The sequence below is a fragment of the Blautia sp. OM07-19 genome (genome assembly GCF_003481595.1).
Lineage (GTDB): Bacteria > Bacillota > Clostridia > Lachnospirales > Lachnospiraceae > Blautia_A > Blautia_A intestinihominis.
The window spans coordinates 207,520-221,958 of the sequence record NZ_QULA01000001.1 but is presented as its reverse complement, the minus strand read 5'-3'; the positions used below and the strand labels follow the sequence as shown (position 1 = coordinate 221,958).

At 45.5% G+C, this 14,439-nt stretch carries 14 protein-coding genes and 1 pseudogene; 5 read left to right on the top strand and 10 right to left on the bottom strand.

Annotated features, from left to right (window positions below; all coding sequences use genetic code 11):
* Positions 1-217 precede the first annotated feature (217 nt).
* Positions 218-1,273, bottom strand: a complete 1,056-nt coding sequence (gene rsmH, locus DXC01_RS00985) for a 16S rRNA (cytosine(1402)-N(4))-methyltransferase RsmH (RefSeq protein ID WP_022213346.1) — start codon at positions 1,271-1,273, stop codon at positions 218-220.
* A 182-nt stretch (positions 1,274-1,455) separates the two neighbouring features.
* Positions 1,456-2,370 carry an alpha/beta hydrolase gene (locus DXC01_RS00980; RefSeq protein ID WP_022213345.1) on the bottom strand — a complete coding sequence of 305 codons (915 nt, stop codon included), beginning with the start codon at positions 2,368-2,370 and terminating at the stop codon, positions 1,456-1,458.
* A gap of 386 nt (positions 2,371-2,756) precedes the next feature.
* On the opposite strand from DXC01_RS00980, the gene DXC01_RS00975 reads away from it, so the two are divergent.
* The 3 genes from DXC01_RS00975 to DXC01_RS00965 all read left to right on the top strand — a co-directional run bounded on the left by DXC01_RS00975 (position 2,757) and on the right by DXC01_RS00965 (position 5,099).
* A complete protein-coding gene (locus DXC01_RS00975; RefSeq protein ID WP_022213344.1) occupies positions 2,757-3,317 on the top strand; it encodes an ECF transporter S component in 561 nt (186 codons plus the stop codon).
* Between the two features lie 24 nt (positions 3,318-3,341).
* Positions 3,342-4,472 (top strand): pyridoxal-phosphate-dependent aminotransferase family protein, encoded by a 1,131-nt coding sequence (locus DXC01_RS00970; RefSeq protein ID WP_118698024.1) that lies wholly within the window; start codon positions 3,342-3,344, stop codon positions 4,470-4,472.
* 102 nt (positions 4,473-4,574) lie between these two features.
* On the top strand, positions 4,575-5,099 hold the full coding sequence (locus DXC01_RS00965; RefSeq protein ID WP_118698023.1) for an ECF transporter S component: 525 nt from the start codon (positions 4,575-4,577) through the stop codon (positions 5,097-5,099).
* Positions 5,100-5,378: 279 nt separating this feature from the next.
* On the opposite strand, the gene DXC01_RS00960 is transcribed toward DXC01_RS00965, so the two are convergent.
* From DXC01_RS00960 to DXC01_RS00945, 5 genes are all read right to left on the bottom strand, one after another.
* Positions 5,379-5,999 (bottom strand): peptidase C39, encoded by a 621-nt coding sequence (locus tag DXC01_RS00960; RefSeq protein ID WP_118698022.1) that lies wholly within the window; start codon positions 5,997-5,999, stop codon positions 5,379-5,381.
* Positions 6,000-6,242: 243 nt separating this feature from the next.
* Positions 6,243-6,578 carry an FGGY-family carbohydrate kinase gene (locus tag DXC01_RS00955; RefSeq protein ID WP_118698021.1) on the bottom strand — a complete coding sequence of 112 codons (336 nt, stop codon included), beginning with the start codon at positions 6,576-6,578 and terminating at the stop codon, positions 6,243-6,245.
* A 45-nt stretch (positions 6,579-6,623) separates the two neighbouring features.
* Entirely contained in the window at positions 6,624-6,764 is a 141-nt protein-coding gene (locus DXC01_RS20070) for a hypothetical protein (protein WP_158583602.1), read from the bottom strand.
* Positions 6,765-6,986: 222 nt separating this feature from the next.
* Positions 6,987-7,526: a TIGR00730 family Rossman fold protein gene (locus DXC01_RS00950; RefSeq protein WP_022213338.1), complete on the bottom strand. Its 540-nt coding sequence runs from the start codon at positions 7,524-7,526 to the stop codon at positions 6,987-6,989.
* A gap of 3 nt (positions 7,527-7,529) precedes the next feature.
* Entirely contained in the window at positions 7,530-7,811 is a 282-nt protein-coding gene (locus DXC01_RS00945) for a hypothetical protein (protein ID WP_022213337.1), read from the bottom strand.
* 329 nt (positions 7,812-8,140) lie between these two features.
* Here DXC01_RS00945 and DXC01_RS00935 point away from each other — a divergent pair.
* Positions 8,141-8,374, top strand: a pseudogene (locus DXC01_RS00935) ([citrate (pro-3S)-lyase] ligase); the annotation flags it as partial.
* 660 nt (positions 8,375-9,034) lie between these two features.
* Here DXC01_RS00935 and DXC01_RS00920 read toward each other — a convergent pair.
* Positions 9,035-9,628 (bottom strand): 50S ribosomal protein L25, encoded by a 594-nt coding sequence (locus DXC01_RS00920; protein ID WP_118698018.1) that lies wholly within the window; start codon positions 9,626-9,628, stop codon positions 9,035-9,037.
* A gap of 292 nt (positions 9,629-9,920) precedes the next feature.
* On the opposite strand from DXC01_RS00920, the gene DXC01_RS00915 reads away from it, so the two are divergent.
* Positions 9,921-11,237, top strand: coding sequence for an MATE family efflux transporter (locus DXC01_RS00915; RefSeq protein ID WP_118698017.1), 1,317 nt, complete (start codon positions 9,921-9,923; stop codon positions 11,235-11,237).
* A gap of 245 nt (positions 11,238-11,482) precedes the next feature.
* Here the strand turns inward: DXC01_RS00915 and DXC01_RS00910 are convergent, their stop codons facing one another.
* Positions 11,483-12,937 carry a uracil-xanthine permease family protein gene (locus tag DXC01_RS00910; protein WP_022214206.1) on the bottom strand — a complete coding sequence of 485 codons (1,455 nt, stop codon included), beginning with the start codon at positions 12,935-12,937 and terminating at the stop codon, positions 11,483-11,485.
* Between the two features lie 214 nt (positions 12,938-13,151).
* The gene (locus tag DXC01_RS00905; RefSeq protein ID WP_118698016.1) at positions 13,152-14,321 is read right to left on the bottom strand and encodes a cation diffusion facilitator family transporter; all 1,170 of its coding nucleotides are present in this window, start codon (positions 14,319-14,321) and stop codon (positions 13,152-13,154) included.
* Positions 14,322-14,439: the final 118 nt, after the last annotated feature.

Here is a 14,439-nt window from a genome sequence, read left to right as displayed (position 1 = left end):
GCTAATTTTATGGCTCAAATTTCAATTACTATATATTAAGTCATCTAATTAACTGAATTGCAGATGACCAAATTCAAACTTACTATCTCACAGGTCATTTTGAGTCCTATTTTGAGATGACTTCACCTGTACTTATTTCTTAGAAGGTCATTTTGAAATCATTTTGGGGATAGTCTGATCACAACTTTCTATCTGGCAGACCATTCCTCTGTCTTCTTTATTCTGCTTTTATTGCCCAGCGCATCTTTGTGGAGCGGGCGCGGCCATTCTGGGCGCATTCCTGGGCGGATGGACGGATGACATCTTTGGCGTAGTCGGAATAGATTCCTGCTTTGTATCCGGCTTTGAGGGCTTTCTTGACCAGTTTGTCCTCGCCGGAGTGGAAAGTCAGGATTGCCACGCGTCCGCCTGGTTTGAGGGCATCTGGAAGTTTTTCCATGAATTCGTAGAGAACTTCAAATTCACGATTCACATCGATCCGCAATGCCTGAAAAACTCGCTGGCAGGTCTTCCGGATGGTATCTTTCTTTTCTTTTTCCGGAAGGAAATCCAAAGTCTTCTCTATGATCTCGCGTAATTTCGTCGTAGTATCCACACGTTTTCCCTTGCGGATCTCATCGGTGATGGCTTTTGCGATTTCTTCGCAGTACGGCTCGTCGGAATTCTCATACAGCATTCCAGCAAGCTCGTCACGGCTGATCTTGTCCAGCCGCTCGGCTGCGCTGATTCCTTTTTCCTGATTCAGTCGAAGATCCAACGGTCCGTCTGCACGGAAGGAAAAGCCGCGCTTCGGGTTGTCGATCTGCATGGAAGATACACCAAGGTCAGCAAGAATGAAGTCAAACCCTCCTGCTTCCTTTGCAATCTCATCAATCGTGCAGAAATTCTGAAGCTTCACTGTCAGGATATCCTCACCGAAGCCCTGGTCAGCAAGACGTTTGCGGGTTTTTGCTGATTCTTCCGGATCTACGTCCGTCGCGTACATATGTCCTTCTCCATGCAGGCACTCCATCATTGCTTTTGTATGACCGCCATATCCAAGTGTCGCATCAAATCCGGTCTCACCTGGCTGGATCTTGAGGAAATCAAGGATTTCGTTTACCATGATCGAAATGTGCATTCCCGCAGGTGTGTTTCCTTTGCTGATGACATGCTCGATCGTGTCTTTGTATTTCTCTGGATTCAGTTCTTTATACTTCTCCTCGAATTTGCGTGGATATTTTCCTTTGTATCGTACTCTTCGTTTGTGTGGTGTCTGTGTTTCCTGTCCCATATCGTTCTCCCTGTCTTTGTATTTTTATTGAAGATTACATTTTTTCTTTTATAAATTTTGTTACTGTTCACTCCGTTCACAGCAACTTGGACAAAATGCATTCCAACTCACCTTCGATGGCAGCGTTTTGCCCCGTATGTCCCGGGATTTTGTCATCTTCATGACAAACACCTCAGGGAATATTACCTGTCTACAGTTATAAACTTTTCTACTATATCAAGTGCTGTCTCACTCATAAAGCCGCCCCATCCATGTCCGGCATTCTTAAATTTGACAAATTCCACTTCCTTATCCATTCGTTTCAATGCCTCATATAAAATGCAGGACTGATTAAACGGAACCAGCGGGTCGCTGCCGCCATGCATAATAAGGATTGGCGGTGTCTTACGATTGCGGCGCAGATGTACCACGGGATTTGCCGGGTAAGCATCCTCTGGATGATCGTGAAGTGCTTTTCCACCGATCAATACTCCTGACGGACTGTCTGCGGAATCATGATCGATCGCAGACGGATACTGTGACGCTGCCACAAGATCGGTCGGTCCGAACCAGTCTATGATACAATCTACTTCGGTTGTTGTCTGCGGATATTTTTCCGGAAGATATTCTGCATCTCCGGTAATTCCTGCCATCAGGGCAGTATGCGCTCCGCTGGAATCACCCCAGAGTGCCACCTTACTCGCATCAATCCCATAATGAGCTCCATTCATCCGCAGGAAACGAATGGCTGCTTTGGTGTCTATTACCTGAGCCGGAAACGGTGCAAGCTCACTTTCTCTGTGCTCCACGATCGCCACGGCATATCCTCTTTCACACATCCGCACCAGTGTCGGAAGGCTCTGAAACAATTTCTGCTTATGCCAGGAAGATCCCTGCACATATACGATCAGCGGCCACTTCAGATCCTGTCCGTAGACCAGCGGTGTCATGATCTGAAGGTGAAGTTTCTTTCCGCTGTGCTCTGCATATTCTACATCCGGATAAAGTTCTGTGCAGTATCCGAAGGTGTCCTTTACTTCTATTTCTTTCACTCCCTCCGGAAGTTCCTCACTTTCCGGGAATCGCATTTTTTCCATCGGGGACAGTATTTTTTTCACGTTTTTCCTCCCGTATGTCTATTCTTATTTATACATTATTTCATATTTCTGATTTTAGATTATCATACCATGTCGTCCTGCTCATCACAACTATAAATCTACTGACCAGCAGTGTCCCCCAATGACCTCAAAATAATCAACGTCAAATTATGCCACCAAATTTTCAGGTCAAAAGTGCCCCGTAGAAGAGCAAGTATAGAGCAGGTCCACAAACTGTCCCCTTATTTTTTCTTTAAATTGCCTCTTTATTCATGTACAGTTCTGTTGTAAAGTATACCCAATTAAAAAACATAGGAAAAAGGAAGGTTAAGTAAGTTTCCGTTACTGAGAAAAACTATACAGTAACACTTCAAGTACTCTTACCTTCCGGGAAAGGAACAATTATCATGGCAAACACAAATGTACAGACAGCAGCAAACGACAGGGAGTTTACTTCTTCCGTTCAGTTTCTTACTGTAACAGCAATCTTTGTAGCACTTACTTACATCTTTACAGCATTCATCAACGTTCGTCTTCCGATCGCAGCAAACGGAGGACTCATCCATCTCGGCAACGTTCCGCTGTTCATCGGCGCGATCATCTTTGGCAAGAAGACCGGTGCGATCGCTGGCGGTGTTGGAATGGGACTGTTTGACCTGCTTTCCGGATGGACTTTATGGGCCCCATTTACTTTCGTAATCGTTGCTCTGATGGGATTCACTGTAGGAAAACTTACTGAAGACGAAAAACACCAGAACTTCAAATGGTATGTGATTGCAATCGCAGCAGCCTGTGTGATCAAAGTTGTTGGATACTACATCGCAGAAGTTGTTATTTACGGAAACCCGTTCTCACCTGTTACTTCTATTCCTGGAAACCTGGTACAGATCGGTGTTGCAGCAGTCATCACACTTATCGTGATTGCACCACTGAATGTTGCCGCTAAAAGAACAGGTTTAAAAAAATAATAAAAAGAAAAAGGACTTGATCTTATGTATAAAATTATGACACCGGGTCCGACGCAGGTTGCCGAAAACGTGCGTCTCGCCCGCAGCAGAGAATGTACAAACCCTGATCTCGATGAGAGCTTTGTAGAATTTTACAAAGAAACCTGTGAAGAGATCAGCCGCCTTCTCCACACCGACAACGAAACTCTTATCCTCGGCGGAGAGGGAATCCTCGGTCTGGAGGCTGCCTGTGCTTCCATGACGGAACCTGGTGACCGTGTCCTCGTACTGGATAACGGTATCTATGGCAGGGGATTTGCTGATTTCGTTTCCATGTACGGCGGATGTCCGGAACTCTATTCCAGAGATTACCGCGAAACTCTCGATGTGCAGGAACTTGAAGCTTTCCTCAAAGAACATCACGATTACAAATATGCAACCGTTGTCCACGGCGACACACCAAGTGGTATGCTGAATGATGTTTCCGCAATCTGTCCGCTTCTCAAGAAATATGGCATCATGACTGTTGTCGATTCCGTATCTGCATCCTTCGGTGAGCCGATGCGCATCTCCGACTGGCAGATTGACATCATGTGCGGCGGTTCCCAGAAGGTCGTCTCCGCACCTCCAGGACTTACTTTCGTAGTCATCAGTGACGATGCAAAGAAAGCCATGACAGAGCGCAAGACACCGATTGCGTCTTTCTATGCAAACCTGACCACTTTTGCACATTATTATGAAGAAAAGTGGTTCCCGTACACCATGCCGATCAGTGATATCTACGGACTTCGCGCAGCGATCGACAATATCGCCGCTGACCCGGATATCCTCGCACGACACGAAAAGATCGCTGAGGCTTCCCGCAAGGCGATCACCGAAGCTGGACTTTCCCTTTATCTTAAGAGTGGATTTTCCAGTACAGTGACTGTATTTGAAGTACCGGAAGGAACTACTGCAGCCGCCATTCTCGATGGTATCAAAAAAGATTACAATATCATGCTTGCAGGTTCTTTTGATGTACTTGCAGGCAAAGTCATCCGCATTGGACATATGGGAAATAATGCTGATTTTTACAATGTCCGTGAGGTTTTTGCCGCATTGGACGGAACTCTTGCCAAACTCGGTGTTCCGCTTAAAGCAAGCATGGAGGAAATTTTCTGCGACAGCATGAAATAAAGAGCATCTGAAACACGGATATTGATAGAAACAATATGAAATTAGAGATTCTGTTTTACAAAATGTTCTGTAAAGAACTGAAAGAAAAGAGGCACTTTTACTATGAATAACAACCTGAAAAAATTAATCCTCGCTGCTTTATTTGCAGCACTTTCCTGTGTGGCAACCATGTCCATCCGTATCCCAACTCCGGGAACAGGCGGATACATCCATCCGGGTGATGCCATCGTCATCCTTTCCGGTGTGATCCTTGGACCTGTATGGGGATTTTTTGCAGGCGGCATTGGTTCTACACTTTCTGACCTGATCGGCGGATATTTCGTTTATGTACCGATCACTTTCGTGATCAAAGGACTGGTTGCACTGGTTGCCGGACATCTGTATCAGAAAATCGGCAAAACTCAGAAGAGCCGTTACGTTGCAGTCGTTCTCGGCGGTGTTGCAGACATCATCCTTGTTGCAGGTGGATATTTCGTATGTGAATACTTCATCTACGGTGCAGGTGCTGCTGCCAGCATCCCGGCAAACATCATCCAGGGTATCGGCGGACTTGTTATTTCCTGCATCCTCTATCCGATCCTGATCTCCATCCCGAATGTACGTCAGATGACTGTTGCGACACGGTAAAAATGCAAATTTCGGCATCGAAAAAGCATTATTTGTATGAATCGATGCTGATAATCCAATTAAATGGCTGTATTGTGCATCGGGAAATCGAGGTTAACGTATAATCGATGCCAGTCATTTAATATAGCATATGCAACAGGCATCGAGGAACAGATTTCTCATCTGTCTCGATGCCTGTTAACAATTAACTTAAACTTTATCTACTATTTTGTGGATTTTAGTTCCATGCTTTGATGCTCTTGGCATCTTCATGGAATTGAAATCCTTTTTATATTGCGATCAGATAAAGTACTCGATGACTTCCTCCGGTACGGTTCTGGTCTTTTCGTTATAGATGAGGACTGCTTCCCGCTCTTCCAATGGACCGAGGGAATAGATTTCTTTATTTTCCTGGTTAAAGTATTTGAATGGAACAATACGGTTGTAAGCTCTTGGATGATCTTTGTCAATCAGTATGTCTTTCTGCTCATAGGGTTCATCCCAGTAATACGGATCAAAAAGAAGGATATTTCCATTCTCCACTCCGGTCATCAGGACATAGTGCTCTTCGTCCAGATACAGACGGACAACTGCCACGCCGCCGTGGTTCAGTGCATGATTGATGCGGCTCTCCTCATTTATGTACACGCTTCGTCCAGACAGGTATTCACTGCTCACGGACATGATTCCAAGCTCTCCGTACTCATTTAGCCAGTTGCTCAGGAACATCATCGCGGCTCTGGATGTTCCCCTTTTCCCCGGGATACCTTCCTTGCTGTGGCAGTCCAGGCAGTAGAGCATGGTATTTCGGATCGCCTCCGGCGGGATTTCCTCCCGTTCAAATAAATAGGCGATCGCATTCATCATGGATGTCGGCCCGCAATCGTATTCAGATAACTGGTAATGTAATGGATTTTTCATAATAAAATCCCTCTCTTCGGTAAAGTTTCAATGCAACCAGTTTATACCAAACCGCTGCTTTTGTAAACCGATGAGAGTGATGATTGTGTTGCTGTTCACTTTATTCACAGCAACTTGGTCAAACTGCATTCCAAATCACCTTCGGTGATAGCATTTTGCCCCGTATGTCTCGGGATTTTGCCATATATATGGCAAAACACCTCGCGGGATATTACCCGTAAACAGTATAATAATTTTACACTATCACTTCGCTTTTCCGTTGCTTCCTGCGACCATGATCTTCTGCATGACGTATTTCTTAACTTCTTCATCGATTGCAATAGCAGACCAGCTCTGTCCGTCAATGCCGATTCCTGCGATATCATCCGGTGAAACACCGCTGGAACTGATCACTGTCCAGATAGCCTTGCACACAGCCTCCCACCATTCATCCGGATTCTGTTCTGCCCAGCCCGGGTGTGGGTAGTACACCGGATAACCTTCTGAAACTGTCGCTTCTACTTTGCCGTCTTTTCCAAATAACGCAACTTTACATGCACTTGTTCCTATATCAATCCCCAATAAATACTGTTTCGTCATGAGCTTTTTCTCCTTCTCTGGTCATAGATCCTTTTTTCTGTTTCTTTACGGAATATACGTTAAAAACTGGATCTTGCGGAAAGATGAATCACTCAGGAAACATTCGTGTGCGTGCTCCTGTTCATAGAGGATTTTGCCAAGAAGGGCATTGCGTTCTTCATCGACGGCAATCTGCTTCTGTACCACATCTTCTCTGGCGGCATCAGGGTTATAATTGACCAGACTCAGGAGAAAAACGCGCCGGTCGCTCTCGGTCCGCTAGGAGATCTGGAATTCCTCTGCCAGCTCTGTGAGGCTTATTTCCTGTTCTGTTTTGCTCAATTTCCGGATCATGGAAACAATTCTTTTGTTCATACGATGTTCTTCCTGTGATTTTTTTATTTACATGGTTTTCTTTCTATGGAGCAGTTATTTATAGTTTTCTATGTATGCCAGGATCTGCTCCGGATCGTCCATGAATGCACAAAGTTCCATATTGGAAGCATCCATAAATTTCTCGTCTGCGGTATGCTGAAGAAGTGCCTTCATTCCATCGTAATAGCCATTGATATTGTAAAGGACGATCGGACGGTCCAGCCTGTGCAGACTTTTGAGTGTCAGGATCTCAAAAAACTCTTCATAAGTTCCGATCCCGCCTGGTGTTACGATCGTTGCGTCTGAACGTTCCTCAAGGAGTTTCTTGCGCTCGCGCATGGTTTCTGTAAAAATAAATTCGCTGCAGTTCTCATAGAGAACTCCCGGCTTGTCGAAGAAACGTGGAGCAATGCCGAGAATATAACCGTCTTCGGAATCAACGCCTCTGGCTGCTGCTCCCATCATTCCGGTCGCTCCGCCGCCAAACACAAGGCCATGCCCCCGCTTTGCCATCATTTTGCCAAGTTCTTCTGTTTTTTCATAATAGATCTGCTCCAGTTCTGCGCTGGAGGCTCCATAGATGCATATGTTCATAATTTACTCCAATCCTGCGAAAAATAACTCGTAAAAATCATCCTCACCTTCCAGCATCGGAGAATTTTCCCCGCCGCCATTGGTGCTTCTGCGCATGGTGGCATAAAATTCTTCTCCGGCGGTGATGAGGTCCATGTCATAGATCTCGTAGCCCAGTTCACGGCATTTCTGGCAGAATGCGCTGAGCGGCTGTGCATCCTTACGTGTTTCCAGAAGCTCTGCCCGAAGGTTTTCGTCGCGGCGGGCTTTGCTTTTTAGTTCGTCTAGCATTTCTGTAATTTCCATGATGTTTCCTCCTTTGATCAATGGATGTGCCACAGCACTTCCTTTATATGCAATACAAATGCGAAATGCAGACATACACCAGCGTATATGTCTGCACTACTTTTCTGATTCTGCGGTGTTGTCTGAATATAAGATACCACATCTTCCTTATGTAATTCAATAACTTTCAGAACGACACACATCCCGTATAAGTAATCGGTGTTACTGTTCACAGCAACTATATCCTCATTCCATTTACGAATTGCTTTTTTCTTTACATCTTTCGGCGGCTGTTATAAGATTAATATAGTATTTATGCCGCGGTGGAAGGCGGCGGAATGGAGAGTTTTATGTCCGATTATTTTATAACACAAATCACCGCATCAGATAAGCGCGGCAACCGTCTGGTAGACGAACTACTTACGTCGGAAGGAATCCGAAGGGATGGGAATCTTGATTATACCTGTGGGATGTATGATGATGAAATGAATCTGATCGCAACAGGAAGCTGTTTTGGAAATACGCTTCGGTGTATGGCGGTCAGCCATGAACACCAGGGCGAGGGACTGATGAATTCGATTGTCAGGCGCAGGAGTGTGCGCGGGCGCGGAGGCATACGGTTGCGGAGATGCAGGATAGAATAGAGGAAATTCTGGGGAATTCCCAGAATCCCGTCAATTTATATTGACATTTTTTAGCAGGGCAAATGCCCTGGGGGCTTTTGTTTATATTGGGATATAAGAAAACCGTCAAGGGACTTGGCCAGTCCCCTGACAACCCCTGGGTTGGGTGTTTGACGGAAATTTTGTCTTGTGTAGTGCCCTTTGAAAAATTCTCCTGGTGTTTCAGGTCGGAAGGCTTTCGTATGAATGGAGCTCAGGCTTGCGCTGGTGCTCCTTGAGTCTTAGTTTTCTTAAGCTATAGATTTCGTGACATAAAAATAACAGGATATCTTCTCTTTCGCATGGAGAAGATATCCTGTTATTTTATCATACTACTAGCCCGTCGACGCCACGCCTTCGGCGTGCTCGCGGGAAGTACAGCTATTACCAACTCAAGTTGCCGCGCCTTTCGCGCCAGCGAAACAGCCCTACACAGTTGGCGTCAACACTGTTCTGTCTTGATGAGCCAAGCGTGACCAAAAAGGGGGTGTCTGAGGGGGACATTCGACCTTCGCAACTATGAGATCGCCCCCCCCTCAGGGTTTTCAGCTGCCAAACTGGCGGGCGTTTGGGCAGTCCCCATTACGCTTCTTCTGTTTCTTCCTCAGGTGTTACAGTCTCCGGAACAGCTCCGTTGTGGACAGTTACAACGGTCAATACAACAGCTTCCGGATCATCTTTGATATCGATGTCTTTATCTTTTGCAAGGCTCAGATCCTTGACACGGATGGTATCGCCAACTTTGAGTCCAGCTACATCTACTTCTACTTTGTCAACCAGTGCTGACGGATAAGCTCTGTAGTTCACCTCTTCCATGTTCTCCTGGAGAACACCCTCTGCTACTTTATCGTGGTTTACGATCACGATCTCAGCAACAGAATGTACTTTTTCATTGCTTACCAGTGCCTGGAAATCAATCTCATCTACTCTGCCTGCCAGTGGGTTGAAGTCAACCTCTTTGATCAGTGCGTCGTATGTCTGACCTTCTACATCCAGCATAACCTGGCTTCCTTTGTGGTCAGTCTTTAACAGTTTGTCAACCTCGGTCTTCAGCATTTTTACTGGAATGGAACCTTCGATCTCACGACCAAATACATTACCTGTAACGTATCCTTCTCTTCTCAGTCTTTTTGCCTTAACGTCCATGCTTCTTTTTTCAGCTTTTAAAGTATTCATTTGTCTTTTCCTCCAAAAATCTGATGCTTAGCAGCCTTCAACTTTGTTTTGTGAAAGGAGGTTTTGTTAAGTTCTGTTTACTTTTTACGGTTAGAAGTATAGCACTGAGTGCCAAAACAGATTAACCAAATATTATTTTATTTAGTTCTTATTTTTGTTAATATTTTAAAGTTGTATACACGGGCATGAATTCTCTGACTTTTTTATTACTAATATCGAACTTCCGTCTATGGAAGTCTGTTTTTTAACATGCTATAATATATAAAAATTTATTAGGATGAGGTAACTAAAAATGTATCATGACTTGACCGAGGGGAAAATCTCCCGCTCACTGCTGCTGTTTGCGCTACCTATGATGGCCGGCAATCTTCTGCAGCAGTTCTATAATATTGCGGATACGCTGATCGTCGGGCGTGTGCTTGGAAGCAATGCGCTGGCGGCGGTGGGATCTGCTTATACTCTGATGACTTTTCTGACTTCTATCTTTCTGGGACTCAGTATGGGATCGGGGGCTCTTTTTTCTATTTATAAGGGAAAAAACGATCAGGATTCTCTGCGCAATGCGATCGTACATGCTTTTGCACTGATCATGGCTGTCACAGTGCTTTTGAATGTCCTGGTGTACATAGGAATTGATCCGATCCTGCATTTCCTGCGTGTACCTGACGAGGTATGGGATGGCATGAAAGCTTATCTGCTTGTGATATTTGCGGGTATCATTGCCACTTCACTGTACAATTACTTTTCCTGTCTGCTCCGTGCACTTGGGAATTCCACGATTCCGCTGGTATTTCTTGCGGTCTCTGCTGTCCTGAATATCGGACTGGATCTTTTGTTCGTGGCTGTACTCCCATGGGGTATCCGTGGTGCCGCACTGGCAACGGTGATCGCACAGTATGTTTCAGGCATCGGCATTACGCTCTATGTACTGCTGAAATGCCGTGATCTGCTTCCTTCCAGAGAGGATCTACAATTCAACCGCCAGATCCTTGGTGAGATTGGAAATCTGTCTTCTATGACCTGCGTCCAGCAGTCTGTCATGAACTTTGGTATCCTGATGGTGCAGGGACTGGTAAATAGCTTCGGACCGGTCATTATGGCTGCTTTTGCTGCTGCTGTCAAAATTGATACGTTTGCGTATCTTCCGGTACAGGATTTCGGCAATGCATATTCTACCTTTATCGCACAGAATTACGGTGCAGGCAAAAAAGATCGAATCCGCAAGGGAACAAGGGAATCATTCCTGATCAGTTTTCTTTTCTGTATTGTGATCTCGGCGGTGGTATGTATTTTTGCCGCACCGCTGATGCGGATCTTTGTCAGTGCGAAGGAAACTGCAGTTATTGCTTCCGGTGTGCGTTATCTCCGGATCGAGGGGGCTTTTTACTGCGGAATCGGCTGTCTGTTTTTGCTGTATGGTTACTATCGTGCAGTCAAGAAACCGGGCATGTCCGTCATCCTGACTGTGATATCTCTCGGAACACGTGTAGCTCTGGCGTATATCCTGTCTGCATATATCGGAGAAACCGGCATCTGGATGGCGATCCCGATCGGATGGGTGTTTGCCGATATTACCGGCCTCGCTTATATGAAATTTCAAGAAAAATAGTCACCTCTGGCAACTCCATACAGATACAAAAACAAAAGAGCGCAGTTCCCGTTAAAGACACGTGTAAACCCTGTATTCTGATTTCACGGTACTGTAATTACTGGAAAAATCGCTTCAGACACGAAGCTTCTAAGACTGCCCCTGCAGGCATCAGAACTACTTTTATACTATCATTCCTACATATACAACAGGCAGGAATGAGTTTTTTCCACTCGTCCCTGCCTGTTATCATTCTCTTATTTTACTTACTTTTCTTTCGCTTTTTTATCTGCCAGAATCTCCTCTGCCATTTCCACCTCTGTTTTTTCATCCTTCGGAAGAACGATATTCAGGATGATTGCGAATAACGCTGCCGGAACAATACCGGAGCCGCCGAAGATCAGGTTGATGCTCTCCGGAAGCTGTGCAAGAACTGCGGAGTTGGAACCGAGCCCGTATCCAACGCCAAGCGCAACCGAAACGATCGTTACATTTCTCGGTGATATAGGCCATTTGGTAATAAGCTGGATTCCGCTGACTACGATGGAGGAAAACATCATGACAGCAGCTCCTCCCAGAACGCTCTGCGGCATGATAGAGATCAGTGCTGCAAGTTTCGGAAACAGTCCGCATGCGATCAGGAAGATTCCACCGATTCCAATGCTGTAACGGTTTACGACTTTGTTCATTGCGACCAGGCCTACATTCTGGCTGAAAGATGTGTTCGGAAGGACACCTAACAAAGCTGCGAAAGAAGATCCCAGTCCGTCACACATAACACCACCGGAAAGTTCTTTGTCCGTAGCCTCTCTTCCAAGGCCACCCTCTGTGATACCGGAAATATCACCTACTGTTTCTACTGCTGTAACTACAAACATAATACAGATCGGAACGATTGCCTTCGCGTCAAATACCCATTTGACCGGCATAATCTTCGGAACTGCAAACCAGGATGCGTCTGCCACCTTGCTCCAGTTCACTACCCAGGCCTTTGTTGCCTCTACTGTGGCACCCGTTTCATCCACATAGGTAAATGTTGTCGGAAGGATCATTGCCATGATCGATACCAGGATATATCCGGCAATAATACCGATCAGAATAGAGGAAAAACTGGTAAATCCTTTTGTTCCATGTTTCAGTGCAATGATCACGACCAAAACAAAAGTACCTACAAACAGATTTTCCAGAGAGCCATAATCTGCTGCTGAACTTCCGCCTCCGAAAGATCCGATACCAACAGAGATCAGTGAAAGTCCAATAGACAGTACCACTGTACCGGTAACAACTGCAGGGAAAAATTTGCGGAGTGGTTTCAGAAATCCACCAAGTACTGTTTCAAACAGACCTCCTATAAAACATGCCGCCAGGACTGCTCCATATCCTGCAACCCCACTTCCCATTGTAATCGCAACACTTCTGCAGACACCGATGAAACCGGAACTCGTTCCCATGACGATTGGTAGTTTTCCGCCGATCGGTCCGATCGTGTATACCTGGATCAGTGTTACGATTCCTGCAACCAGCATGGCATTCTGAAGGAGTGCCACCTGAATACTGCTTCCTGATTCAATGCCGCACACTCCTGTAATGATCAGAAGTGGAGTCAGGTTGCCGACAAACATTGCAAGTACATGCTGCAGTCCAAGTGGAATCGCCAGTTTCAGCGGGGGCTTTCCATCAAGATCATATGGCGTTGCCACGTTTTTTTCTTTTGTTTCCATATTCTTTCCTCTCTTTCTCTTTTTACCGAGCCAAATAAAAAAGGAAACAGCAGGTATTTTCGCCTTCGAAGTCATCTGCTATTTCCTTTATACATGCAGCTTGTGCACAAAATTTTCTCTCGATGCGTTTATTATAACAATTTTTTTGTATCTGTCAATTTCTTTTTGCAGGTATTTTCTTTGTACTTGATTTTGTACATTTATCTTTCCGTACTTAATAATACTCATGATCGATCTGTATCACCGCAAAATATTTACTTCCCGGCAGGCCATGTACCTGTTCTTTCAGACGGTTCATGATCTCATTGTCGGTCAGGGAAGTTTTTCTCGGCACTTCCACATCGAAGATCAGGTTGGTTCTGGTCGTCCCCTTGACCATACGGAAGTCGTGCATGCTGAAGGCTTCATCCAGAGACTGTACCATCGCCTCCACCTTCGCCTTCATTTCCAGAACTTCCTTATCGTCTGTCACGATCGGGTCCATGTGGATCGTTGCGGAACAGTTCAGCTTTTCCTGAAGTTCATGTTCGATATGGTCGATCTGCTCGTGGATGTCCTGGATATCCCCATCCACAGCAACCTCCGCGTGGAGCGAGATCATTCTTCGTCCCGGACCATAATCATGGACGATCAGATCGTGCACCCCATAGACCAGTGAATGTCCCAGAACAATCTCCCGGATCTCATCAATAAACTCCTTCTTCGGCGGCTGTCCAATAAGAAGGTCTATGGTTTCTTTCAGTGTAGAACCACCTGTATAAACGATAAAGATCCCGACCAGGATACCAAACCATCCATCCAGGATCAGTCCTGTATATTTACTGATCACGGTTGCGATCAGAACCAGTGTCGTCGCAACAGTATCGCTCAAACTGTCCACTGATGTCGCTTTCATCGCTGCACTGTCAAGCTTTTTGCTCAGGGAACGATTGTAATAAAACATATAGACTTTCACAAGGATTGACGCAAGCAGGATTCCCAAGACCAATGCACTGCTCTCGATCAGTTCCGGATCACGCAGTTTCCCGAACGATGACCTGATCAGCTCAAATCCCATAACCAGGATCGCAACAGAGACCAGCAGCCCCGAAATATACTCCATCCTTCCATGTCCAAACGGATGCTCCGGGTCCGGTGCCTGACCGGAAAGCCGGAATCCGATCAATGTGATGATCGATGAACCCGCATCGGACAGATTGTTAAATGCATCCGCCGTGATCGCGATCGATCCGCTGAGCGTTCCTGCGATCCATTTTCCAAGAAACAGCAGGATATTCAGTCCGATTCCCACTGCCCCGCTCAAAACTCCATATGCCTGACGGACCGCCGGTGAATCATAATTCCGCCTGTCCTTAATAAAAAGTGATGCCAAAAACGTGATCATTCCTATTCCTCCCAAAATTTTACACGTGAATCAACAGCATTCTCTCGATAATAGCACACTCCTATGCAAAAATCCAGAATAATTTGTAATCAATCTGGAAAATTTTTTCTGAAAATGA